Source organism: Cellulomonas composti (genome assembly GCF_007990245.1).
Lineage (GTDB): Bacteria > Actinomycetota > Actinomycetes > Actinomycetales > Cellulomonadaceae > Cellulomonas > Cellulomonas composti.
This window is the reverse complement of sequence record NZ_BJWG01000006.1, coordinates 76,087-101,008: the sequence shown is the minus strand read 5'-3', so window position 1 is coordinate 101,008 and position 24,922 is coordinate 76,087. Positions and strand designations below refer to the sequence as shown.

Sequence of the window (24,922 nt, the reverse complement as noted above, 5' to 3'; positions counted from 1 at the left end):
GGCGGATGAGGTCGTCCGAGCAGGACCTCGCGGCGGAGCCGAGAGAAGTGACCGACGGCGGAGCCGCCGGGGCGGAGGTCGCCCCGGCCGCTCCGCCGGCGGCGCGCGTGCGCATGGAGTGGATGGACACCCTGCGCGGCACCGCGATCCTGCTCATGCTGCTGTGGCACGCGACCTCCCTGCCGAGGATCGAGGGGGTCGCGGTCCCCGCGGCGGTCGTGGCGTTCAACGACGCCCTGCTGCCGTATCGGATGCCGACACTGATGTTCCTGTCCGGCCTGCTGCTGCCGCGATCGCTGAACAAGCCTCTCGGGCAGTACTACCGCGGCAAGATCGCGCTGATCTGGTGGCCGTACTTCGTGTGGGCGTTGGTCTTCTTCGCGATCAAGGGCACCGACTACCCGCTGTGGAACCCGCACCTGTACATCGCGACGTCCTACCTGTGGTTCCTGTTCTACATCGGCTGCTACTACCTCGTCGCACCGCTGCTGCGCCGGGTGCCGGCGGCCGTGCCCCCGCTCGTCTGTCTCGTCGGCGCCGCGCTCGTGGACGCTCCGCAGCAGCACCGGATGCTCTTCTACGCGGTGTTCTTCTTCGGCGGCGCGTGGGCGGTGCAGACGCTCGGGGACCTGCCGACGTGGCTGCGGGGTCGTCGGGTGCTGGTCGCGGTGATGGCGGTCCTCGCGTTCGGGTTCGCGGTGGCCTCGGGGATCAACCGCGACGTGAACTACCGGTCGCTGTTCGTGCCGCTGTCGGTGGCCGGCATCCTCGTCGCGGTCGTCGTCGCCGCGCGGCTGGGGCACCGGTGGACCGGACGGCTGCGGCACGTCGGCCGCAACTCGATCGTGTACTACACCTCGCACTTCCCGGTGATGCTCGGTGCGGTCGCGGTGCTCGTCGAGCTGCGTGCGCCGTGGTGGGTGATGATCCCCGCGCTGTGGATCTCGGGGCTCGTGGTCGGTGCCGTGCTCGCCTCGTCGCGTGACCGGGTTCCCGTGCGGTGGCTGTTCGAGGCGCCGTTCCTGCTCGGCCGGACCCGGTCCGGGCGGTCGGCCGGCGATCGGGGGGCGGTCGCAGCGCCCGCGCCGTGAGGCTGCGCCCCGTCGGGTGAGCGCGCCGGGCGGAAGGGTGAAGATGCGCCCTGGATGTCCGGTTTGAGCCGGTCACGGGCGCATACTGGCGCCCCGGGCGCGCGTGCGCCGACGTGCGGAGGAGGTGGCATGACTGCGGCGCTCTCGAGTGTGGACGGGCTCGCGATCCTGCTCGTCCTGCTCGCGCTCGGCGCCGTGTTCGTCGTCGTCGTGCGCGAGGTCCCTCTGCTCGGTCTGTGCGCGTGCCTCGCGTTCATGTGCTTCGTGCCCCCGTGGGTCGGGGGCTCGTTCGTCGTGTTCGTGACGCCGTTGACGGCGGCCTTCCTCGGCAGCATCCTCGCGCTGTGGTCCGGGTCCGGCATCCGGTTGCGGGCGTTCGACGCAGTGATGCTCCTGGTGCTCGGCGTCATCGCGGTGTCGTTCGTCGCCGGCTTCGTCACCCTCGAGCGCGCGTTCGCGGCGGTGTTCGGCTGGGGGGTCGCCTACCTGGCCGGCCGCGTGCTCGGCATGCGGGTCCGCGAGGACGTCGTCGCCACGGTGATCGCGGTCGCGTTCGGGGTCGTCGCGCTGCTCGCGATCCTCGAGTTCGTCACGCAGCACAACCTGTTCGTCGGGCTGCATCTCGGGGGCGGCGCGGGGTATGCGCGGTGGTCCGGGATCCGGTGGCGCGGCGGAGTACCGCGCGTCGAGGGGGCGTGGGGCAGCGCGATCGCGCTCGGCGGCGGCCTGGCGATGTCGGTGCCGTTCGTGTGGTGCAGTCGGCTGCGGCCGGCCCTCAAGGCGGCGACCCTGGCGGCGGTCGGGTTCGCCGCGGTCGTCACCTTCAGCCGCATCGGCATGGTCTCGACGGTGCTCGCGTTCGTCGGCTGCCTCGTGCTGCTGGGCGGCGCGGTCTCGCCGGGCTTCCGCCGCGCGGCGGCCGCCCTGTTCGTGGTCGGCGCGGCCGTCGCACTGCCGCTCGCGCGGGACGTGTTCACCGCGGCCGGCTCGGAGGCGTCGAACAGCGCGGACTACCGCGGCGACCTGCTCTCCCTGGTGCCGTCGATGAACTGGTTGGGCCGCACCTCCGAGGTGACGACGGATGCCGCGGGCGAGACCCGCTACGGCGCGTTCGGCTCGATCGACAGCGCGCCGATCCTGCTCGGACTGGACTACGGGATCCTGCCGCTGCTCGTGCTCCTCGGTGCGGCGGTCGTCGCCGCCGTCGCGCTCGTGCGCGCGAACCGCAGCGCGGCGCTCGTCGCGGTCGTCGCGCTCCTGCCCGGGCTCACGAGCGTCGCCTTCATCACCCAGCTCACGCCGATGTTCTGGTTCGTCGTCGGGCTGGCGGTCGCGCACGTGGACGTGCTCGCCGGTCGCGACCCGGCGAGCGACGTCGCAGCCGGCGCACGAAACGACCCCCGAGCCGTCGACCGCCTCGTGGCGGCCGGTGGTTCAATCGCAGCAGGACGCTAGGAGAGGCCCCCCCATGTCGTTGCGAGACTTCGTGACCGCAGCCCGCAAGCACTGGGTGATCGTGCTGCTGCCCGTGCTCGTGCTGGGTTCGCTCGTCGGCTACATGTCGATGAAGGCGACGCCGCAGTACCGCTCGTCCGCGACGATCTTCGTGTCGCTGAGCTCGAGCGGCTCGGCGACGGACCTCAACCAGGGTTCCAACTACACGCAGTCGCAGATGCTCTCCTACTCGGAGCTCGCAGGGCTGCCGATCGTCCTCGATCCCGTGATCGAGCAGCTCGGCCTCGACGTCAGCGCCAAGCAGCTCGGGAACCGGGTCTCCGCGAGTGCGCCCAGCGGCACCTCGCTGTTGACCGTGTCCGTCACGGGCAGCTCGCCGCTGGACACGACGAACGTCGCGAACGCCGTGGCCGGCGAGCTCGTCCAGGTGATCAAGCAGCTCGCACCCGTGAGCGACTCGGGGCGCGGCACGGTCACCGCGACGATCGTGCGGGGCGCCTCCGTCCCGCTGTACCCGTTCTCGCCCAACACCAGGCGCAACCTGATGGCCGCGGTCTTCGCCGGTCTCCTGCTCGGCCTCGTCGCGGCGTACCTGCGCGAGACGCTCGACACGCGGGTCCGTTCGGCGCGCGACGTCGACGACGCGGTGGGTGTCCCGGTGATCGGGTCGGTGCGTTCGGTGCGCAAGTCGGCGCCCTTCGTGCTGTCCGAGCTCGAGGCGACGGGCGGTCCGCAGGGCGAGGAGTACCGCAAGATCCGCACGAACCTGCAGATGATCGGGCGGGCGGGTGTCCCGAAGGTCTTCGTCGTCTCGTCGGCGCTCGCGGGTGAGGGCAAGTCGTACACGTCGCTGCGCACGGCCGCCGCGTTCGTAGCGGCCGGTGAGCGGGTGCTCCTGATCGACGCCGACCTGCGCCGCCCCAGCCTGGCTCCGACCCTCGGCCTCGAAGGTGGCGCCGGGCTCACCGACTGCCTGGTGGGCAGGGCCACGTTCGACGACGTCTCGCAGGTGGTCGGTGACCGACTGACCGTGCTGCTCTCGGGGCCTGTCCCGCCGAACCCGAGCGAGCTGCTCACGTCCAAGGAGTTCGAGGAGATCGTCGCGTTGGGTCGCGAGCGGTTCGACGTCGTCGTGATCGACGCGCCGCCGCTGCTGCCCGTGTCCGACGCGGTCGTGATCGCGCGTCTCGCGGTCGGCGTCGTGCTCGTCGTGGATGCGTCCCGCGTGCGGCGTGCCCAGATCAAGCGCGCGGCGGAGAGCGTGCGGCTCGGCGGCGCTCGCGTCGTCGGCGTGGTGCTCAACCGCGCCCGGGTCGCGTCCGACGAGTCCTCGTACTACGCCGCGAGCCCGCAGGCGCACAAGCGCCGGCGTCGCAGGCGGGACAAGGGGCGCGCCGCGGCGCCGGCGCCCGTGCTCGCCACGGTGGGTGCCCCGGCCGCCCGGCACGCGACCGAGCGCACCGCCGCGGGCGCACCCCCGGTCGCGATCGTCTGGCCGCCCGCGTCGGGCGACGATCGCGCGGCGGCGCCGTCGGCGCCCGTAGCCGCGCCCGACGCGCTGGCCGTGCCTGACGGGGTGGCTGCGTCTGGCGGGGTGGCCGTGCCCGACGAGGTCGTCGCGCCCGCGCCGTCGACGTCCGCCACCGAGCCGGAGGCGGGGTCGGCCGTCGAGACGGACCTGCCGGTCGAGCACGCAGAACGGGACCCCAAGCCCGACGAGCAGCCGGTGCCCGAGCAGCCGGACGCGGCGGCCGTCGCCGACGGGGCCGACGGCGGTGGCGACGAGCCCGACGGTCGTGCCGACGGGCCCGCCGAGGGCGACGACGCGGCCGTGGGGCCCGACGAGGACGCGGCGATGGCCGCCGGCACGGCTGTCACGCACCACGCCTGACGTCCCCCGGACGTGGCAATTCACCCGTACGACGTCTGCCCGACATGTCCGATTCGGCCTAGTCTCGTCGTATTCGCCGCCGCCGATGCCGGCACCCGTTTCCCGGACAGGAGTGCAACGCATGGTGCTTCGCATCGGTTATGCGCCGGGGGCCTACGACCTCTTCCACGTCGGTCACCTCAACATCCTTCGCCACGCACGCCAGAACTGCGACTACCTGGTCGCAGGCGTCGTCAGCGACGAGATGCTCGAGCTCGCCCGCGGCAGGCGGCCCGTCATCCCGCTGAACGAGCGGATGGAGATCGTCCGGCACATCGGTTTCGTCGACCGGGTGCACGCGGAGGTCGTCCCGGACAAGCTCGACACCTGGCGCGAGCTGGGTTTCGACGTGTTCTTCAAGGGCGACGACTGGCGCGGCACCGCCAAGGGGATCGATCTCGAGCAACGGTTCGCCGAGGTCGGGGTGGAGGTCGTCTACTTCCCGTACACCGTCCACACCTCGAGCACGGCGCTGCGCCGTGCGCTCGCGCTGCTCGAGGGCGTCGACGAGGACCTCGCCGCGGTCCCGTGAGGCTGCGGTGACGGATGCCCGGGCCCGCGAGCGCGCACCCGTGGCGGTCGCGCCGAGAGGCGTCCGTCTGGAGTGGATCGACGCGGCGCGCGGCTACAGCGTCGCGGCCGTGGTGCTCGCGCACGTGGTCCTGTGGCACGCTGCGGACCCGGGCGTGCCGGTCGCGGACGTCGGCGCGAGCCTGTGGGACCGCGTGTACTCGGTGCTCGGCAGCGTCCGGATGCCGGTGCTGCTCGCGGTCTCGGGTCTCGTCGTCGCGGGGCGTGTGCGGGCGGGGTTCCGCGCGGGGGGTCTCACGGTCCGGGTCGCCCGCAACTACTACCTGTACGTCGTGTGGTTGCTGATCTACGCGGTGTTCTACGCCGTGGTGCGCGAACCGGGGCTCCCGCACCGGGTGGACGGGCCGCTCGACGTGCTACGCCAGCTCGTCGTGCCCGGAACGACGCTCTGGTACGTCTTCGCGCTCGCGGTCTACATCGCGGTGCTCGGTGCGCTCTATCGCGCACCCGCCTGGGCGGTCCTGGGAGGGCTCGCGGTCCTCAGCGTCGTCACGGCGACGTTCACGACGTCCGACCAGGTGTGGAGCAAGGTGCCCGAGCTGGCGGTGTTCTTCGCGATCGGCGTGTACGGCTCGGGCGTGCTGCGCCGCCTCGCGGAGCGAGCGAGCGTGCCGCTCGCGTTCGCCGCGGCGTTCGTCGCGGCAGGCGTGACGGCGCTCGGTCGCTTCACGGCCGGGCACGACGTCGCCGGGGCGGTCCTCTCGCTGGCCCGGGGCACGGCGTTCCTGGTGGTCGCGGTCCTCGTCGTCGTGCTCGCGGTGCGGTGGAACCCGGTGCGGCGTCTCGGGCTCGCGCTCGGTCGGCAGACGCTGCCGATCTACGTGCTGCACCCGCTGTGGATCGCGCTGCTGATCGTGGCCGCCGGTTCCGTGGGCCACGACGTCGAGGCCGCCGTGCTCGGCAGCACGCTCGGGGCGATCCTGTACCCGGCGGTCGTCGGTTCGGTCGTCGTCGCGCTGTGCCTCGCCGTCGGGACGGGCGTGCGGCGCGTGGGGCTCCAGGTCCCGCTGTTCGCGATGCCGGCGCGGTGGTCGCAGGCGTTCGAGCGGGCCGATGCGCGCACCGCGGAGCCGCACGAGCGGTGACGCCCACCGCCCGGGCGCGCCGTGCGGCGAGAGCCGCAGGTCACGGGCCGCAGGTCACAGACCTGTGGTGGTCGATCCCGGCCGGGAGCCCGTCGACTCGCCGCCGGTGTCCGCGGCGAGCACGGAGACGGGGTCGGCGCTCGCACCGACGGTCGCCGTCTCGGACGCGATCTCAGGCAGCTCGGCGGGCGCCTCCTGCGCGCGCGCGATCGCCGGGAAGCCGTGCCGGCGACGCACACCCATCCACGCGAACGGCGCGAGCACGAGCACCGCGACGAGCATGACCGCGGTCTCGATGTTGCCGACGCCGAGCATCTTGAGCGCGGAGGCGAGCAGCACGAACCCGAGCGCCCGGCGCACCAGCCCGCCGGTCATCCGCGCGGACATCTGCGCGCCGATGAACACTCCGGGGATGCTGCCGATGAGCAGGGGCCAGGTGATCGCCATGTCGAGGTCACCGAACAGCGCGTGGGCGAGCGCGGCGGACGCGACGAGCGGCACGGCCTGCACCAGGTCGGTCCCGACGAGCTGGCTCGCCTTGAGACCGGGGTAGAGCATCATCAGGCCGATGATCACGAGCGAGCCGGATCCCACGGACGTCAGCCCGACGATGAGGCCGCCCGCGATGCCGAGCGCCACGGTCGGGATCGGGCGCACCGTGACGACCGGCACCGCGGTGGGCAGCGGGAGCTGCCCGTCGCGCTCGCGGGCACGTTCGGCCAGGCGCAGGTAGGCGCGCACGACGAGGCCGAGCGCGGTGACCATGAGCGCGATCCCGAGCGCGATCTTGATCATGTGCTGGATCTGCTCGTCATCGGCGAACGCCTGCAGCAGCACCACGCCGAGGAACGCGGAGGGGACCGAGCCGATCACCAGCCACATCACGAGCTTGAGGTTCACCGTGCCGTGGCGCAGGTGCACGAACGAGCCGACGGGCTTCATCACGGCGCTCGCGACGAGGTCGGACGAGACGGCCGTGAGCGGTGGGACGTTGAAGAACAGCACGAGCACGGGCGTCATGAGGGCGCCGCCACCCATGCCCGTCAGGCCGACGACGATACCGATGAAGAACGCCGCGGCAGCCATGGTCCAGTCCACCGGAACAGGGTGCCCGTCCCGCGGCGAAAAACCAACCCCAGCGCTCGCCTTTGGACGCGGACGCGGATGCGGACTCGAGCGCGTCACGGTCCGGTCGTCCGACGAGCACCGCACGCCGGCGGCCGGGCGCGACCGTGTCGGTGCGCGCTCGTAGACTCGTCGGGCACCCCGCGTTCATCCGGATCCGGGGCGTTCGTGCTGCCTGGCTGTGCCAGGACGAACCGCGAAAGGCCGTGCATGGACCTCACCGGACTGCTGCCCCTCCTGCTCGCCGACCCGGCCGCCACCGCGGCCCTCGAGGCGTTGCCGGCGCGCGGCGAGCTCGACGTCGTGGGTCCTGCGGGTGTGCGGCCGCCCCTGCTGGCGGCGCTCGCGGACGGTGTCCCGGGCGGTGCGGGCGCGGGTCGCGCGGGCGGTCGGCCGCTCGTCGTCGTGACCGCGACGGGACGCGACGCCGACGAGCTCGCGGCCGCGCTGCGCTGCTACGTCACGCCCGACGAGGTGGCAGTCCTGCCCGCCTGGGAGACGCTGCCGCACGAGCGGCTCTCGCCGCGTGCCGACACCGTCGCCCGCCGGCTCGCGGTGTTCCGCCGGCTCGCGCACCCGACCGACGAGCCCGGTCCGGCCGGTCCGGTCCGCGTGCTCGTCGTGCCCGTGCGCGCGCTGCTGCAGCCCGTGGTCGCGGGGCTGGGCGACCTGCGCCCCGTGGAGGTGTCGGTGGGGGACCGGGTCGACCTGGAGGACCTCACGGTGCGGCTCGTCGACGCGGCCTACAGCCGGGTGGACATGGTCGAGAAGCGCGGCGAGTTCGCGGTGCGCGGCGGGATCCTCGACGTGTTCCCGCCCACCGAGGACCACCCGCTGCGCGTCGAGCTGTGGGGCGAGGACGTCGAGGAGATCCGCTGGTTCTCGGTCGCGGACCAGCGCAGCCTCGAGGTCGCGGACCACGGCGTGTGGGCGCCGCCGTGCCGCGAGATCCTGCTGACCGACGAGGTGCGCGCGCGGGCCGCGGCGCTCGTCGAGCGGCTGCCGGGGGCCGCGGACATGCTGGACAAGCTCGCGGCGGGCATCGCGGTCGAGGGCATGGAGTCGCTCGCACCCGCGCTCGTCGACGACCTGGTGCCGGTGCTGGACCTCGTCGACGACCGTGCGCTGCTGGTCCTGATCGACCCCGAGCGCATCCGTCGCCGCGCGCACGACCTGGTCGCGACGACGCAGGAGTTCCTCGAGGCGGCCTGGACGTCGGCCGCCGCGGGCGCCGCGACGCCGCTGGACCTGTCCGCCGCGTCGTTCGCGACGTTCGCCGACGTGCGAGCGCTCGCGGCGGTGCGCGGGCTGGGCTGGTGGACGCTGTCGGGCTTCACGCTGGACGCGGGCGCCGACGACGACGAGGCGGCGGCCGCCGTCCGCGGTGAGGACGCGCACACGCTCGTCGTGGCGGCGCGCGACGTCGAGCGCTACCGCGGCGAGCTCGATCGCGCCGTGGCGGACCTGCGCGCGCTGCAGCGGGCCGGCTGGCGGCTGGTGCTCGCGACCGAGGGGCACGGGCCGGCCCAGCGCATGGTCGAGCAGCTGCGCGCGGCGGACACCCCGGCGCGGCTCGTCACGTCGGTGGACGAGGAGCCCGAGGGCGGCGTCGTGCTCGTCACCCCCGCGCCCGTGGGTCCGGGCTTCGTCGCCGAGGGGCTGCGGCTCGCGGTGCTCTCCGAGGCGGACCTCACGGGCCGCGCGGGGGCCAGCACACGCGACATGCGGCGGATGCCGAGCCGGCGGCGCAACGTCGTCGACCCGCTCGCGCTGCGCGCGGGCGACTTCGTCGTGCACGAGCAGCACGGGGTGGGCCGGTTCGTCGAGCTGGTGCAGCGCACGATCGGGTCGGGCGCGAGCGCGGCCACGCGCGAGTACCTCGTGATCGAGTACGCCTCGTCCAAGCGCGGCCAGCCCGGCGACCGGCTGTTCGTCCCGACCGACCAGCTCGACCAGGTGACCAAGTACGTGGGCGGCGAGGCGCCCTCGCTGAGCCGGATGGGCGGCACCGACTGGGCCAAGACGAAGAGCCGCGCCCGCAAGGCGGTCAAGGAGATCGCGAGCGAGCTGATCCGGCTGTACTCGGCGCGGATGGCGACGCCGGGGCACGCGTTCGGGCCGGACACGCCCTGGCAGCGCGAGCTCGAGGACGCGTTCGCGTACGTCGAGACGCCCGACCAGGCGGCGACGATCGACGAGGTCAAGGCGGACATGGAGAAGCCGATCCCGATGGACCGGCTGGTGTGCGGCGACGTCGGGTACGGCAAGACCGAGATCGCGGTGCGCGCCGCGTTCAAGGCCGTGCAGGACGGCAAGCAGGTCGCGGTGCTCGTCCCGACGACGCTGCTCGTCCAGCAGCACCTCGACACGTTCGCGGAGCGCTACGCGGCGTTCCCCGTGAACGTCAAGGCGCTGTCGCGGTTCCAGACGGACAAGGAGGCGAAGGCGGTCGTCGAGGGCCTGGCCGACGGGTCGGTGGACGTCGTGATCGGCACGCACCGGCTCCTGACGGGCGAGATCAGGTTCAAGGACCTCGGGCTCGTCGTGGTCGACGAGGAGCAGCGGTTCGGCGTCGAGCACAAGGAGACGCTCAAGGCGCTGCGCACCAACGTCGACGTGCTCGCGATGTCGGCGACGCCGATCCCGCGCACGCTCGAGATGGCCGTCACCGGCATCCGCGAGATGTCGACGCTCGCGACCCCGCCGGAGGAGCGGCACCCGGTCCTCACGTTCGTCGGCGCGTACGAGGAGAAGCAGATCACCGCCGCGATCCGCCGGGAGCTGCTGCGCGAGGGCCAGGTGTTCTACGTGCACAACCGCGTGGAGTCGATCGAACGGACGGCCTCGCGGCTGGCCGAGCTCGTCCCCGAGGCCCGCATCGCCGTGGCGCACGGCAAGATGCACGAGCACCAGCTCGAGCGCGTCATCGTCGACTTCTGGGAGAAGCGGTTCGACGTGCTGGTCTGCACGACGATCGTCGAGACCGGGCTGGACATCTCCAACGCGAACACGCTCATCCTGGAGCGTGCCGACCTGCTGGGCCTCTCGCAGCTGCACCAGCTGCGCGGCCGGGTGGGCCGCGGGCGCGAGCGCGCGTACTCGTACTTCCTGTACCCGCCCGAGAAGCCGCTCACCGAGACCGCGCACGACCGGCTCCAGACGATCGCCGCGAACACCGACCTCGGCGCCGGCATGGCCGTGGCGATGAAGGACCTCGAGATCCGTGGCGCCGGCAACCTGCTGGGCGGTGAGCAGTCGGGGCACATCGAGGGCGTGGGCTTCGACCTGTACATCCGGATGGTCGGCGAGGCGGTCGCGGCGTTCCGCGACGACGTGCCCGAGGAGCAGCCGGACGTCACGATCGAGCTGCCCGTCGACGCGCACCTCCCGCACGACTACATCGCGCACGAGCGGCTGCGGCTGGAGGCCTACCGCAAGATCGCGGTCGCGGCCGACGAGGCGGCCCTCGCCGAGGTGCACGCCGAGCTGGTCGACCGCTACGGCGCCGTGCCCGAGCCCGTCGAGGCGCTGTTCGACGTCGCGCGGTTCCGCCAGCACGTCCGACGAGCGGGCCTGACGGACGTCACCGCACAGGGCCGCTTCGTGCGCTTCGCGCCCGTCGAGCTGCCCGAGTCCGCCCAGCTCCGCCTCAAGCGGCTGTACCCCGGCGCAGTCCTCAAGCCCGCACTGCGCACCGTGCTCGTGCCCTTCCCGACGACCGCGCGAGTCGGCGGCAAGCCGCTGCACGGCCGCGCGGTACTGGCCTGGGCCCGCCAGCTCGTCGACGCCGTGATCCTGGGCGACGTCGCCGCGGCGGCCGATCGCGGCACCCGGTGAGTCCTGGTGTTCCAGTACACGTCGCGTGAGCAGGCGTACGAATTCTTGGCGCATGTGCGGGCGCGGGAGCCGTTCCGGTTGCAGGAGTTGGCGCAGTTGATGAGCGACTCGGGTGGCCCGGTCGGGTCGATGGATGCCTCACCGCAGTCGCTGGTCGAGCTGTGGCCCTGGTTCCTTGGGTTCGCGCGTGCAGGTTGTCCGGGCGTGCCGATCGAGAGCGTGCCGGCTACGTGGCCTGGCGCATCGGGCTTCTTGGAAGACACCGAGGCGAACCGGTGCCGCGTCGCTGAGAGCAGGCGACGGTACTTCGCGAACGAGAGCGTGCAGCACTACCTTCGCTTGGTCTGCGAGCGCGCGTTCGGGTCGGCCGCGTGGGCCGTTCTGGCGGCGCCGCTCGTCCCGGTCTCCATGCTCGCTCATGGTGAGATCGGCGTCGTCCTCGATCGGGGCCGAGGGTGGTTCGAGCCGATGAGGCTCGATGCGATTCTTCGAATGGCCTTCGATGGTGTCGAGGCCCAGATGGCTGATGACGCTCTGTTGTCGTGGTCGGAGCGTGTGGCGTCGTTGCCGCGGTCGGGGCCGCGGGGGGAGTCGGTGCTGGTGCCGTTGTTGTCGGTGGATCTGGGTGAGCCGCCGGAGCTGGTGCGGGTCTCGCCGGTGTGGTCGTGGCCGGGTGAGTGGTGGAAGCCGGGTCCGAGCGTGCCGCGTGGTCCGCGGGTGGGGCAGGAGCTGGTGCTGGCGGCGGGGACGTTGACGGGGCTGGACGCCAAGCCGTGGTTGTTGGCGCCGTTGGACGAGGTGGGTGCGGCGCGCGCGTTGAACCTGGCGCGGTTCTGTGGTGAGGGTGGTGCGGTGCTCTCGGCGGCGGACCTGCTGGTCGGCGGGCGTGAGCTGGGGCATCGTGACGAGGCGGCGTCGGTGCTCGTGCAGGTGCATGGTGGTCGGCTGCGGGCGTTGTACTTCGAGCCGGATGTGGGTGTCACGCAGGAGCGGTGGGACCTGGTGATGGCGGAGCTGGGTCGGTTCGCGCGGTCGCAGGGCGCGATGATCGGCAAGGAGGACGACTTCGGCGCCGGCGAGTACGAGGACGACTCGAACTGACCGGCGCCGAAGCGGACCCGCGGCGTCAGGGCCGCTGGACGAGGTGCTGGGTGTAGGCCGGGATGGTCAGGAACGTGGGGAAGTCCTCGGCCAGGGCGACCTGCTCGAAGAGCCCGGCGGCGTCGTCGTACCGGTCCTGCGGCGAGCGCGGCAGATCGGCGAGGACGTCGGCGAGCACGGCGCGCACGTGGGCTGGCGTGATCGTCGTGCCCGAGTCCGTGACGACCTGCTGGTGCACCCACTGCCACACCTGGGACCGGGAGATCTCGGCCGTGGCGGCGTCCTCCATGAGGTCGTCGAGCGCCGCCGCCCCCACGCCGCGCAGCCACGACTCGAGGTAGCGCACGGCGACCGAGACGTTGCCGCGCAGGCCGGCGTCGGTGACGGCACCGGGCTCGCTGCCGCCCGCGGACGAGATGTCGAGGAGCTGCGCCGCGGTCACGCGCACGTCCTCACGGAGCCGGTCGCGCTGGTCGACGCGGTCGCCGAGCGCCTCGTCGAACACCTCGCGTGCGACGGGCACGAGGTCGGGGTGCGCGACCCACGTCCCGTCGAACCCCTGGCCGGCCTCGCGCTGCTTGTCCGCGCGGACCTGCTCGAGCGCGCGGGCGGTGACCTCGGGCGAGCGGCGGTTGGGGATGAACGCGCTCATCCCGCCGATGGCCTGCGCGCCGCGCCGGTGGCACGTCGCCACCAGCAGCTCGGTGTAGGCATGCATGAACGGCACGGTCATCGTCACGCGTGAACGGTCCGGCAGGACGAACCGCGGGCCGCGGTCCCGGAAGTTCTTGATCACGCTGAAGATGTAGTCCCACCGACCGGCGTTGAGGCCCGCGCAGTGCTCGCGCAGCTCGTAGAGGATCTCCTCCATCTCGAACGCGGCGCCGATCGTCTCGATCAGTACGGTCGCGCGGATCGTGCCGTGCCGCAGGCCCAGGTACGTCTCGGTGAACCGGAACACGTCGTCCCACAGTCGCGCCTCCAGGTGCCCCTCGAGCTTGGGCAGGTAGAGGTACGGCCCGCGGCCCGCGTCGATCAGCGCGTGCGCGTTGTGGAACAGGTACAGGCCCGCGTCGACGAGCGAGGCCGACGACGACGAGCGCTGCCCGGCGCGGTCGACGAACGCGAGGTGCTTCTCGGTGAGGTGCCACCCGCGGGGCCGGAAGACGATCGTCGGGGTCTGCTCGCCGACGCGGTACTCCTTGCCCTCGGGCGACGTGAAGTCGATCTGGCCACGGATCGCGTCGAACAGGTTGAGCTGGCCGCCGACGACGTTCTCCCAGGTGGGGCTCATCGCGTCCTCGTGGTCCGCGAGCCACACCTTGGCGCCGGAGTTGAGTGCGTTGACGGTCATCTTGCGGTCGGTCGGGCCGGTGATCTCCACGCGACGGTCCTCCAGGCCCGGGCCGGGTCCGGCGACGCGCCACGTCCGGTCGGCGCGCACGCCCGCCGTGATCGGCAGGAACTGCGGGTCGACGCCGTTGCTCCAGGCCTCGCGACGACGCTGCCGCGCGAGCAGCAGGTCGTGCCGGCGGCCGGCGAAGCGGGCGTGCAGGTCGGTGACGAAGTCGAGCGCCTCGGACGTGAGGATCTCGTCGGTCCCGGCGACGGCGGCGCCGGTGATGTCGATCCGGGGACGGGCGTACGGGTCGGTGAGGGTGCTGCTCGGCAGGGCGGTGATGACGGTCATGGCGGGCTCCTGACAGGGAGTGCGGGCGAAGGGGACGGTGGGCTCAGTGCGTGAACTGGGCCGTCTCGGTGGAGCCGGCGAGCGCGAGGGTGGCGCTCGCGGGGGAGATCGCGGTCGCGACGCGGTCGAAGTAGCCGGTGCCGACCTCGCGCTGGTGGCGGGTCGCGGTGTAGCCCGCGTCCTCGGCGGCGAGCTCGGCCTCCTGCAGCTCGACGTACGCGCTCATGCCGCGCTGCGCGTAGCCGCGGGCGAGCTCGAACATCGAGTGGTTGAGCGCGTGGAAGCCGGCCAGCGTGATGAACTGGAACGCGTAGCCGTGACCGGCGAGCTCGCGCTGGAAGCGGGCGATCTGCTCGTCGGACAGGTGCCGGCGCCAGTTGAACGACGGCGAGCAGTTGTACGCGAGGAGCTTCCCCGGGAACTGCTCGTGGATCCGCTCCGCGAACTCGATCGCGAGCCCGACGTCCGGCGTGGCTGTCTCGACCCAGAGCAGGTCCGCGAACGGCGCGTAGGCGCCCTGCCGCGCGACGACCGCGTCGAGGCCGGGCGTGACCCTGTAGTACCCCTCGGCGGTGCGCTCGCCCGTGAGGAACGGGTGGTCGCGCTCGTCGGCGTCGCTCGTGAGCAGGTCGGCGCCGAGCGCGTCGGTGCGCGCGACGATCACGGTCGGCACGCCCGCGACGTCGGCCGCGAGCCGCGCCGCGCTCAGGGTGCGCACGTGCTGGCTCGTCGGGACCAGGACCTTGCCGCCCAGGTGGCCGCACTTCTTCTCCGCGGCGAGCTGGTCCTCCCAGTGCACCCCGGCGGCGCCGGCCGCGATCATCGCGTGCATGAGCTCGTAGGCGTTCAGCGGGCCGCCGAACCCGGCCTCCGCGTCCGCGACGATCGGCGCGAGCCACTCGTGGCCGCGGCGGCCGTTCTCGGCGACGTCGATCTGGTCGGCGCGCAGCAGCGCGTTGTTGATGCGACGCACCACCGCGGGCACGGAGTTGGCCGGGTACAGGGACTGGTCCGGGTAGGTCTGGCCGGACAGGTTCGCGTCCGCCGCCACCTGCCAGCCGGACAGGTAGATCGCCTCCAGGCCCGCCCGGACCTGCTGCACCGCCTGGTTGCCCGTCAGCGCACCGAGCGCCGGCACGTGGGTGCGGCTGTGCAGCAGCTCCCAGAGCCGCTCGGCCCCGCGCCGGGCGAGCGTGTGCTCCTCGCGGACCGACCCGCGCAGCGCGACGACGTCGGCCGCGGAGTGGGTCCGGCGCAGGCCGGCCCATCGCGGGTCGAGCTCCCACTCGGCCGCGAGCTGCGCCGCCGTGGTGGTCTGGTCGCCGGTGCGGGGGTGACCCGGCCGCTGCGTCGCGGTCGGGTCGGTCTGCGTGGTCATGGTGTCCTCCGGTTCGAGTCTTCTTCTCGGCCGTTCGGCCTGACCACCACGTTCGCGCACCTCGAGCGGTTCTTCTCCGACGAATCTGCGAGAAGATCCGCGATACTTCTGCTGGACGGAAACCTGGGCGCCGTGTGACGGTGGACGCATGACGGCGACGACGACGACTGCGGCGACGACTGCGACCACCACCGCGCTGGACACGCTCGTGCTGGGCCGGCGCATCCGTCACCTGCGCACGCAGCGCGGCCTGACGCTCGAGGACCTGGGCACGGCGATCGGCCGTGCCCCCTCGCAGGTCTCGATGCTCGAGAACGGCCACCGCGAGCCCAAGCTGAGCCTGCTCGCGCAGATCGCCGAGGCGCTCGACGTGCCGCTCGCTGAGCTGCTGCGCACGGAGGCCCCGAGCCGCCGGGCGGCCCTCGAGGTCGAGCTCGAGCGCGCGCAGCGCGGCCCGCTGTTCGGCCAGCTCGGCCTGCCGACGGTCAAGGTCGCCAAGTCGCTGCCGTCCGACGCGCTCGAGGCCCTCGTCGCGCTGCAGCACGAGGTCGAGCGGCTGCTCACCGAGCACGCGGCGACGCCCGAGGAGGCCCGGCGCGCCAACACCGAGCTGCGGGCGCAGATGCGCGAGCGGGACAACTACTTCGCCGAGCTCGAGGAGCACGCCGCGACGCTGCTCGCGGCGATCGGCCACACCGGCGGCCCGCTGTCCCAGCGCGCGACCGCCGACATCGCCGGCCACCTCGGCTTCACGCTCCACCACGTGCCGGACCTGCCGCACTCCACGCGCACGGTCACGGACCTGGCGCACGGCCGGATCTACCTGCCGCAGGGCGACCGCGGGCTCAGCGACTCGCGCTCACCGCTCCTGCAGGCGCTCGCGAGCCACGTGCTGCGCCACACCGAGCCGCGCGACTACCGCGACTTCCTGCGCCAGCGGGTCGAGGCGAACTACCTGGCCGCGGCGCTCATGCTGCCGCGCGACAGCGCGGTCGCCTTCCTGCGCGCGGCCAAGGACGAGCGCCGCCTCTCGGTCGAGGACCTGCGCGACGCATTCGCCGTGCCCTACGAGACCGCCGCGCACCGGTTCACCAACCTCGCGACGAAGCACCTCGACCTGCCCGTGCACTTCATGAAGGTCCACGAGAGCGGGTCGCTGCACAAGGCGTACGAGAACGACGGCGTCGCCTTCCCGTCCGACCCGCTCGGCGCGATCGAGGGCCAACCCGTGTGCCGGCAGTGGACCGCGCGCGTGGTGTTCACGCTGCCGGACCGGTTCTCGCCGTACTACCAGTACACCGACACCTCGTCGGGTACGTACTGGTGCACCTCACGGGTGCAGCCGTCCTCGCAGGGCGCGTTCTCGGTGTCGGTCGGCGTGCCGTTCGCGCACGTGCGCTGGTTCCGTGGCCGCGAGACGACCGAGCGCTCCAAGAGCCGCTGCCCCGACCCGTCGTGCTGCCGGCAGCCCCCGGCCGAGCTGTCGCAGCGGTGGTCCGGCTCGTCGTGGCCGTCGGCCCGTCCGCACGCGAGCCTGCTCGCCGCCCTCCCCGTCGGCGTCTTCCCGGGCGTCGACACCACGGAGGTCTACGAGTTCCTCGACCGCCACGCCCCGAGCTGACGGCCGGGACCCCGGCTGGGGTGGGGCTGGGTCTCGTCAGGGGTGGAGGCGAGCGCGGAGGGAGGCCAGCTGGGCGGCGAGCTCCGGCGGGAGGCGGTCGCCGAAGCGGGCGAAGAACTCCTCGGTCAGGTCCGCCTCGGCGGCCCACGCGGCCGGGTCGATGGCGAACAGGGCGGCGAGGTCGTCGTCGGGCAGGTCCAGGCCGTCGACGTCGAGCGCACCGGTCGCGGGTCGCAGGCCGACGGGGCCGGCCACCGCACCCTCGTCGGACCCGGCCCGTGCCGCGTCGACCTGGCCGACGATCCACGCGAGGACGCGCGAGTTCTCGCCGAAGCCCGGCCACAGGAACCGGCCGGCGGCGTCCTTGCGGAACCAGTTGACCTGGAACACCTGCGGGCGTCCGGCGTCGGACAGGCTCGCGCCGACGCGCAGCCAGTGCGCCCAGTGGTCGGCCATGTTGTAGCCGCAGAACGGGAGCATGGCGAACGGGTCGCGGCGCAGCTCGCCGACCGTGCCCTCGGCCGCGGCGGTCTGCTCGGAGGCGACCGTCGCGCCCATGAACACGCCGTGCTCCCAGTCGAGCGCGCGCGTGACCAGCGGGACGTTCGAGGCGCGTCGACCGCCGAACACGATCGCGTCGACGGGCACGCCCTGCGGCGAGTCCCACGAGTCGGCCATGGTCGGGCACTGCGCGGCCGCGACCGTGAAGCGCGAGTTCGGGTGCGCCGCGGGGCGGCCCGTGTCGGGCGTCCAGGACGCGCCGGTCCAGTCGGTCAGGTGCGCGGGGACCTCGGGCGTCAGGCCTTCCCACCACACGTCGCCGTCGTCGGTCAGCGCCACGTTGGTGAAGATCGTGTCGTGCTCGAGGGTCGCGATCGCGGTGGGGTTCGTCGTGACGCCCGTGCCGGGGGCCACGCCGAAGAAGCCGGCCTCGGGGTTGATCGCGTACAGGCGGCCGTCGTCGCCCGGGGTCAGCCACGCGATGTCGTCGCCGATCGTCTCGACGGTCCAGCCGGGGAGGGTGGGCTGCAGCATCGCGAAGTTCGTCTTGCCGCACGCCGAGGGGAACGCCGCGGCCACGTGGTAGCGCCGGCCTTCGGGCGACGTGACGCGCACGAGCAGCATGTGCTCGGCCAGCCAGCCCTCGTCGCGCCCGATCGCCGAGGCGATCCGCAGCGCGAAGCACTTCTTGCCGAGCAGCGCGTTGCCGCCGTAGCCCGAGCCGTAGGACCAGATCTCGCGCGTCTCGGGGAACTGCACGATGTACTTGGTCGGGTTGCAGGGCCACGGCACGTCCTCGTGCACGGTGCCGTCCGGCCCGACGAGCGGCGCGCCCACCGAGTGCACCGCGGGGACGAACGGAGCACCCGCGTCGATCAGGTCGAGGACCGCGGTCCCCATGCGCGTCATGATCCCCATGCTCACGACGACGTACGGCGAGTCCGTGAGCTGCACGCCGAGGCGTGCCAGCGGACTGCCGACCGGCCCCATCGAGAACGGGACGACGTACATCGTGCGCCCGCGCATCGAGCCGGCGAAGACCTCCGCGAGCTCGGTGCGCATCACGACCGGCTCGCGCCAGTTGTTCGTCGGGCCCGCGTCGGCCGCGTCGGCGGAGCAGATGAACGTCCGCGCCTCGACGCGTGCGACGTCGGCCGGGTCGGACCGGGCGAGGTAGGAGCCGGGGCGATGCTGCGGGTCGAGCGGCAGCAGCGTGCCGCTGACGACCATCTGGTTCACGAGCGAGCGGCGCTCGCGATCCGATCCGTCGCACCACACCACGCCGTCGGGCTCGGTCAGCTCGGCGACGGCCTCGACCCACGCGTGCAGGTCGAGCGGTGCGTCGGCGGCGACCTGCGGCAGGTGCGGGATGCGGACGGACATGGCGGTCATCGGGTGCTCCCGGGCTGCGTGGCCCGGTGGTCGGGCCTCCTGGTTCGATCCTTCGTCAACTCCGCGGCGATCGAGCGGCGGGAAGGGTGTCAAGTTTGGGGCTTCTTGACGTAGGGTGACGTTTCGTGGCATCCGACGACGAACGCCTGACGGTCGGCCGGCGCATCCGGCATCTGCGCACGGCGCGGGGACTCACGCTCGACGCGCTCAGCCAGCGCGTCGGCGTCTCGTCGAGCATGCTCTCGCTCGTCGAGAACGGCCGGCGCGAGCCCCGCCTGTCGCTGCTGCGCGACCTCGCGGACGCACTCGGCGCGAGCGTGAACGACCTGATCGACCCCGAGCCGCCGTCGCGTCGCGCCGCGCTCGAGATCGCGCTCGAACGCGCGCAGCGCTCAGGCTCGTTCCAGCGACTCGGCCTGCCGTTGGTGCGCCCGGCGCGCGGTGTGCCGACGCCGGTCCTCGAACAGCTCGTCGGGCTGCACGACGAGCTGGCGCGACGCGAGCTCGAGGCGATCGCGACGCCCGAGGAGGCGCGCCGCGCCAACACCCAGCTCCGGCTCGAACGCCAGGAGCGCGACAACTACCTGCCCGAGCTCGAACAGCTCGGCGAGCGGATGGCCCGCGCCGCGGGCTACACCGTGGGCCCGCTGACGCACCGGTCGGTCACGCGCATGGCCGAGCAGCTCGGGCTCGAGATCCGGCACGTCGACGACCTGCCGCAGTCGACGCGGACGGTGACCGACCTCGCGCACGGCCGCATCTACCTGCCGCCCGCCTCGACGCCCGGCGGGCACGGGTTGCGCTCGCTCGCGCTGCAGGCGATCGCGCACCGCGTGCTGGCACACCAGCGCCCCACGTCCTACGAGGAGTTCCTGCGCCAGCGCCTGCAGATCACGTACTTCGCGTCGTGCTGCCTCATGCCCCAGGGGGCCGCGGTCGAGTTCCTGGAGCGACGCAAGCGGGACAAGGAGCTCGCGATCGAGGACTTCCGCGACGCGTTCGGCGTCACGCACGAGGCGGCCGCGCAGCGGTTCACCAGCCTCGCGACGCACCACCTCGACATCCGGGTGCACTTCCTGCGGGTGTCCGACGACGGCGCGATCTACCGCGGTTACGCCAACGACGGCCTGCCCCTGCCGGTGGACGTCACCGGGGCGATCGAGGGGCAGCCCGTGTGCCGCAAGTGGGGTGTGCGCGCCGCGCTGACCCGCCGCGACCACGCGACCGAGTCCTACCAGTACACGGACACGCCCGCCGGCACCTTCTGGTGCTCGACGCAGGCCGGCGCCGCGCCCACGGGCAAGTTCGCGCTCGCGCTCGGCGTGCCGTTCTCGTCGGCGAAGTGGTTCCGCGGACGGGACACCGCGGTGCGTCGCACGTCCACGTGCCCTGACGAGGCGTGCTGCCGACGGCCCGCACCGGACGTGATCGCGCGCTGGTCGGACCGCTCGTGGCCGAGTGCGCGCATCCACCAGCACGTGTTCTCCGCGCTGCCCACCGGCGCGTTCCCCGGCGTCGACCGCTCGGAGGTCTACGCGTTCCTCGACCGGCACGCGCCTCGGCCCACCGAGGGTTCGCCTGCGAGCTCACCTGCGAGCTCGCCCGGCACCTCGCTGGGAAGCGAAGGCGCCCACGGCTGAGTGCCGCGCGTCACGGACACGGATCGTGGGCCTACGATGACGGCGATCGACGGGCGAAGCAGCAGGAGGTCAGGGTGCGCAAGGTGAGGCTCACGGCGAGGCCCGTGCGATGGCTGGTCGTCGGCGCGCTGGCCGGCGCCGCCACGCTCCTGTCCGGCTGTGCCGGCACGCCCGGCGCCGCGGCGGTCGTGAACGGGGACGTGATCAGCTCCGAGGACGTCCGCGTCGCGGTCGAGCAGCTCGGTGCGCTGTACGACGAGGTGAACACCGTGAACGTCACGACCGTGCTGATCCAGGAGCCGATCCTGACGCAGGTGGCCACCGAGCACGGCATCGGCGTCTCCGAGAAGGAGACGGTCGATCTGCTCAACACCCGCGCGACGCAGGCGGGGGTGGACCCGCTGGACGAGTACGCACCCTCCACGCTCGCGGTCGCGCGGTACGCACTGACCAACAGCAAGATGCAGGACGCCGACGACGCCGACGACCTCAGCACCGAGGTCGCCACGCGGATCACGGACGCCGACATCGACGTCAACCCGCGCTTCGGCGAGTACGACCCCGAGACGCTGCAGCTGACCGCGCCGAGCGCGCCGGCCTGGATCTTCGTCCCCGCGGCGTCCGTCGCCGAGTGACCGCGACGTGACCGACGCGCTCGACGAGCTCGTGGCGGTCATGGACCGCCTGCGCTCACCGGGCGGGTGCCCGTGGGACGCCGAGCAGACGCACGCCTCGCTGGTCCCGTACGCGCTCGAGGAGGCGTACGAGCTCGCGGAGGCCGTCGAGCACGACGACCGCGCGGGGCTGCGCGAGGAGCTCGGCGACCTTCTCCTGCAGGTGGTGTTCCACGCCCGGATCGCCGCCGAGCACCCTGACGAGCCGTTCACGGTCGACGACGTCGCGCGCGACCTCGTCGACAAGCTCGTCCGGCGCCATCCGCACGTGTTCGCGCCCGACGAGACCGACGACGCGTCCGGCGACGCGACCGACGCGACCGACGACGAGGGACGCAACGTCCGGTGGGACCGGATCAAGCGGGCCGAGAAGCAGCGCGCGTCGGCGCTCGACGGCGTCCCGCTCGCGCTCGGCGCGCTCGCGCGGGCACAGAAGGTCGTCACGCGCGCGGACCGTGCCGGGCTGAGTGCACCCGCGCCGGCCGGCGACGGGTCGCTCGGCGCGCGCCTGTTCGCGCTCGTGCTCGAAGCGCGTGCCACCGGCCTCGACGCCGAGGGCGAGCTGCGTCGCACCGCGGCGGACTGGGAGCGCGAGGCGCGCGCCGCCGAGGGGCGATAAGTCACCTTCGTCCCCTCTTGTCCACCCGGCCGCCGGAGCGTCACGCTGGACGGGACGCGACGGTGCGGGGGTGGAGCATGGCGCGGACCGAGGACGAACGGCTCACGGTCGAGCTGACCGGCCTGGTGCTGGAGCGCGAAGCGCCCGACGAGCTGGTGCTGCTCGACGGCACGAGCACCGAGTACTTCGACGACCCGCAGGCCGCGCTCGCGGTACGCAGCCGGGACGAGGCCCTCGGCTTCGGGCTCGAGCTCGCGCTGCTCACGCCGTACGTGCTCGCGATCGCGTCCGCGGTCGTCCAGGTGCTCGTCGAGGTCGCCAAGGGCGTGCTGGGGGACGCGGCGAAGAAGGAGCTCACGCCGCACGTGGTCACCTGGGTGCGCCGGGTCATGCGTCGCGACGAGCCGGCGGCCGGGACCGTCCCGGACGGTGCGGGCGAGGGTGCGGGCGAGGCGGGGCCGGCGCTCACCGCGCAGCAGGCCCGCTCGGTGCACGACCTGGCACATCGCCGGGCGCTCGATCTCGGCCTCGACGAGAACCGTGCGGCACTCCTGGCCGACGCAGTCGTCGGCGGTCTCGTCGTCGCGGGCTGACCACCATGGCCGGCGAGGTGCCGCCGCGGCCTCGGGTGCTGGCCTACCCGACGCCGACCTCGGTGCACCTGCTGGTCCTCGTGCTCGCGGTGCTCGCGGGCGGGTTGTTCGTCGGGTCGTGGTCGTTCAACATCGCCGCCGGGTCGCGGTGGGCGCGCACGGTCGCCGCGTGCCTCGAGGACCCGCCCGCCGACCCGTTCGCCGCGCAGGCGGCGTTCTCCGCATGCACGTCGGGCGTCGAACGTGAGCGGGCGGCGAGCGCCGTCGCCGGTGCGGTCGTCGTCGTGCTCGTCGCGCTCGTGATGCTCGTGGTCCTGCGCGCGTCGTGACCCGACGACGAGGTCTGCGCCCGCTGCCGGCGGCCCTCGCGACCGTGGAGCAGCGGGTCGGGGAGCTCGCGCTCGAGGCGGGGGTGCGCCGCCCGCCCGCGCTGCTCGTCGGACGACTGAGCCAGCGCGACGCGTTCACGTTCGGCCTGCCGGGGCGCTACCGCGTCGCGCTGCCGCCCAAGCTCGCGGCGCGGCACGGTGACGCGGCGCTGTTCGACCCGGTGCTGCGCCACGAGCTGGCACACGTGCGCCACCACGACGTCACGCTCGCGTGGTTCGCGCGCACGGTGTGGTGGGCGTACTGGCCGGTGCTGATGGTGCCCGCGGTCGCGTCGATCGCCCGACGTGACGTGGGCGTCCTGCTGCCGTACCTGTGGCGGGCCGCGCTCGTGCTCACCGTCGTGCGCCTGGTCACCGCGGCGCTGCTGCGTGCGCGCGAGCACGACGCGGACCTCGCCGCCGGGAGCGGGCCGAAGCTGCCCGCGCTGCGGCAGCTCCTGGCGGGCCTGGTCCCCGCCCCGGTCGCACCGCGTCGTCGCCCGCTCGCTCAGCACCCCGCGGTGGCCGAGCGCGTCGCGGTGCTCGACCAGCCGGCGCGGCTCGCGCGCTCGTCGGGCGTCGACGCGCTGACAGTCGCGTTCCTCGCCGGGACGGCGTTCCCGTCGGTGATGTCGGTGGCGGTGGCCGGGCTGACCGGGACGGGGCGCGACGACCTGGCCCGCGTGGTCGCGGCGCTGGTCGTCGGCGCGCCGCTCGGGGTCGTCCTCGCGCTCGGGCAGTGGCGCGCGTCGCTGTTCGGCCGGCTCGGCGGACCGGGCGCGCGTGTCGGGCTCCCCGCGGTCGCCGTCGGGATCGGACTGGCCGTGGGCGGCGCGATCGACCCCGTGCTGCTGGCCGGTGCGCCGTTGGGGGCGGTGCGGCCCCAGCACATCGTGGCGAGCATCCTCGTCGGGACCGGTGCCACGGTGCTGGTGACCGGCGCCGGCGAGCTGTGGGCGCAGGCCGCCCCGCGGGTCCGCCGCGCGCGCACGCACTGGTGGGCCGCCGCGCTCACCGGGGCGCTCGTGCTCGCGGGCGCGACGTGGCTGCTCGACCTGACCGCGTTCGCGACCGAGCAGATCGACTGGGCGTTCGGGATCACGGCACTGTCGGTGTCCGGTTCGGGCGTGCTGACCGCGGGCGCCGCACTGCTTGCGGTCGGGGCAGCGGTCCCGCTCTGGCTTCGACGCGGGACGACGACCGCGGTCGCACCGGCCTGGGCGCTCGAGGCGGGCGACGACGTGCCGTGGCCCGGTCCGCGCGGTCCGCGGCTGTGGACGGTGCTCGCCGCCGTGCTCGGCTCGGCCGCGTCCGCGGTGCTCGTCGTCGCGCTGCTGCACCGTGCGCCCAGCGGCGTCGACGACGCGGTGCTGCGGATGCAGGGCTACCTGCTCGCCGCCGAGCTGGCGGGCGCGGCCGTGGTGCTGGCGCTGTCCGTGGTCGCGGGTGCGCCGGGTGCGGGTGCGGCGCTCGGGGCAGCGCCGGTCGCGGCGCTGCTTGCCGCCGGCGGGCTCGTGCTCGTCGCGCACGACGTGCTCGGCGGCGGTCGACAGGCGTTCTGGTTCGTACGCGACGCGGCCGCGCTCGGCCTGCTGCTCGGGATGCTCGGCGCGGGCGTGGGCGCGCTGCCGCGCGGCGGGACCGGCGCGACGAGCCGTGCGGCGACGAGCCGTGCCGCGACCACGCGAGTCCTCGCCCCCGTACTAGCAGCCGTCTGCGCGGTGCTCGTCGCGGGAGCGGCGGTCGGGCTCGCGGTGCAGGGTCGCGACCGGCTGTACGGCGCGGGCATGGCGGCCGACACCGGGTCCGTGGACCAGACGAACGCCGACGCGAGCGCCGACCTCGTCTATGCGCAGGTCACCGCGCCGGCGCTGGCGGGCGGCTTCGTGCGGCTCTCTGAGCTCACGCAAGCCCTCGACGCCGATCCGACGATCCCGCCCGCGCGCCGCGCCGAACGCGTCCGCAGCGAGGTGCTGCCGGTCGTCGCCGAGCTGTCGGACGGGGTGGCCGACGACCCGGGCGGCTCCGAGCGCGTCGCGCAGATCCACGAGCATGCCCGCACCGCCGTCGCGTTCTACGAGCACGGGTTGACGGCCTACGCCGACGCGCTCGACGCGGGCGACCAGGCCGCGCTGGTCGCCGCCGCGACAGTCGTCGGCCAGGGCGCCGCGGAGCGCGACCGGTGGACGACCCTCGTCGTCGCGCTGCAGGGCGACCTCGGCATGGGCTGA

18 protein-coding genes are annotated in these 24,922 nt (G+C 73.4%); 14 read left to right on the top strand and 4 right to left on the bottom strand.

Annotated features, from left to right (window positions below; all coding sequences use genetic code 11):
- Positions 1-5: 5 nt before the first annotated feature.
- The 5 genes from CCO02nite_RS08100 (at position 6) to CCO02nite_RS08085 (ending at position 6,152) form a co-directional block, all read left to right on the top strand.
- On the top strand, positions 6-1,091 hold the full coding sequence (locus tag CCO02nite_RS08100) for an acyltransferase family protein (RefSeq protein ID WP_146842629.1): 1,086 nt from the start codon (positions 6-8) through the stop codon (positions 1,089-1,091).
- 129 nt (positions 1,092-1,220) lie between these two features.
- Positions 1,221-2,546, top strand: a complete 1,326-nt coding sequence (locus CCO02nite_RS15670; protein WP_186812626.1) for a hypothetical protein — start codon at positions 1,221-1,223, stop codon at positions 2,544-2,546.
- Between the two features lie 13 nt (positions 2,547-2,559).
- Complete coding sequence (locus tag CCO02nite_RS08095; RefSeq protein ID WP_186812625.1) at positions 2,560-4,437, top strand: tyrosine-protein kinase domain-containing protein; 1,878 nt, start codon at positions 2,560-2,562, stop codon at positions 4,435-4,437.
- A gap of 121 nt (positions 4,438-4,558) precedes the next feature.
- Positions 4,559-5,008: an FAD synthase family protein gene (locus CCO02nite_RS08090; RefSeq protein ID WP_146842627.1), complete on the top strand. Its 450-nt coding sequence runs from the start codon at positions 4,559-4,561 to the stop codon at positions 5,006-5,008.
- A 7-nt stretch (positions 5,009-5,015) separates the two neighbouring features.
- Entirely contained in the window at positions 5,016-6,152 is a 1,137-nt protein-coding gene (locus tag CCO02nite_RS08085) for an acyltransferase family protein (RefSeq protein ID WP_146842626.1), read from the top strand.
- Between the two features lie 54 nt (positions 6,153-6,206).
- Here the strand turns inward: CCO02nite_RS08085 and CCO02nite_RS08080 are convergent, their stop codons facing one another.
- Positions 6,207-7,250 (bottom strand): sulfite exporter TauE/SafE family protein, encoded by a 1,044-nt coding sequence (locus tag CCO02nite_RS08080; protein ID WP_246117425.1) that lies wholly within the window; start codon positions 7,248-7,250, stop codon positions 6,207-6,209.
- Between the two features lie 237 nt (positions 7,251-7,487).
- Here CCO02nite_RS08080 and mfd point away from each other — a divergent pair, with 237 nt between their 5' ends.
- The gene (mfd, locus tag CCO02nite_RS08075; protein WP_146842625.1) at positions 7,488-11,114 is read left to right on the top strand and encodes a transcription-repair coupling factor; all 3,627 of its coding nucleotides are present in this window, start codon (positions 7,488-7,490) and stop codon (positions 11,112-11,114) included.
- 6 nt (positions 11,115-11,120) lie between these two features.
- Positions 11,121-12,215 carry a hypothetical protein gene (locus tag CCO02nite_RS08070; protein ID WP_146842624.1) on the top strand — a complete coding sequence of 365 codons (1,095 nt, stop codon included), beginning with the start codon at positions 11,121-11,123 and terminating at the stop codon, positions 12,213-12,215.
- Between the two features lie 25 nt (positions 12,216-12,240).
- Here CCO02nite_RS08070 and aceB read toward each other — a convergent pair whose 3' ends face one another.
- Together aceB and aceA are read right to left on the bottom strand one after the other, a co-directional pair.
- A complete protein-coding gene (gene aceB / locus CCO02nite_RS08065) occupies positions 12,241-13,905 on the bottom strand; it encodes a malate synthase A (RefSeq protein WP_146842623.1) in 1,665 nt (554 codons plus the stop codon).
- 43 nt (positions 13,906-13,948) lie between these two features.
- A complete protein-coding gene (gene aceA, locus CCO02nite_RS08060; protein WP_146842622.1) occupies positions 13,949-15,283 on the bottom strand; it encodes an isocitrate lyase in 1,335 nt (444 codons plus the stop codon).
- 148 nt (positions 15,284-15,431) lie between these two features.
- Here aceA and CCO02nite_RS08055 point away from each other — a divergent pair, with 148 nt between their 5' ends.
- Complete coding sequence (locus tag CCO02nite_RS08055) at positions 15,432-16,904, top strand: XRE family transcriptional regulator (protein ID WP_146842621.1); 1,473 nt, start codon at positions 15,432-15,434, stop codon at positions 16,902-16,904.
- A 36-nt stretch (positions 16,905-16,940) separates the two neighbouring features.
- On the opposite strand, the gene CCO02nite_RS08050 is transcribed toward CCO02nite_RS08055, so the two are convergent.
- Complete coding sequence (locus tag CCO02nite_RS08050; protein ID WP_246117435.1) at positions 16,941-18,788, bottom strand: phosphoenolpyruvate carboxykinase (GTP); 1,848 nt, start codon at positions 18,786-18,788, stop codon at positions 16,941-16,943.
- 134 nt (positions 18,789-18,922) lie between these two features.
- On the opposite strand from CCO02nite_RS08050, the gene CCO02nite_RS08045 reads away from it, so the two are divergent.
- The 6 genes from CCO02nite_RS08045 to CCO02nite_RS08020 all read left to right on the top strand — a co-directional run bounded on the left by CCO02nite_RS08045 (position 18,923) and on the right by CCO02nite_RS08020 (position 24,922).
- Complete coding sequence (locus CCO02nite_RS08045; RefSeq protein ID WP_146842619.1) at positions 18,923-20,437, top strand: helix-turn-helix domain-containing protein; 1,515 nt, start codon at positions 18,923-18,925, stop codon at positions 20,435-20,437.
- A 74-nt stretch (positions 20,438-20,511) separates the two neighbouring features.
- Positions 20,512-21,072, top strand: coding sequence for a SurA N-terminal domain-containing protein (locus CCO02nite_RS08040; RefSeq protein WP_146842618.1), 561 nt, complete (start codon positions 20,512-20,514; stop codon positions 21,070-21,072).
- Positions 21,073-21,079: 7 nt separating this feature from the next.
- The gene (locus tag CCO02nite_RS08035) at positions 21,080-21,730 is read left to right on the top strand and encodes a nucleoside triphosphate pyrophosphohydrolase (RefSeq protein WP_246117424.1); all 651 of its coding nucleotides are present in this window, start codon (positions 21,080-21,082) and stop codon (positions 21,728-21,730) included.
- A 77-nt stretch (positions 21,731-21,807) separates the two neighbouring features.
- Positions 21,808-22,323 carry a hypothetical protein gene (locus CCO02nite_RS08030; RefSeq protein WP_146842617.1) on the top strand — a complete coding sequence of 172 codons (516 nt, stop codon included), beginning with the start codon at positions 21,808-21,810 and terminating at the stop codon, positions 22,321-22,323.
- Positions 22,324-22,328: 5 nt separating this feature from the next.
- Positions 22,329-22,652, top strand: coding sequence for a hypothetical protein (locus tag CCO02nite_RS08025; protein WP_146842616.1), 324 nt, complete (start codon positions 22,329-22,331; stop codon positions 22,650-22,652).
- Positions 22,649-24,922, top strand: a complete 2,274-nt coding sequence (locus tag CCO02nite_RS08020; RefSeq protein WP_146842615.1) for a M48 family metalloprotease — start codon at positions 22,649-22,651, stop codon at positions 24,920-24,922. The genes CCO02nite_RS08025 and CCO02nite_RS08020 overlap by 4 nt, the downstream gene beginning before the upstream one ends.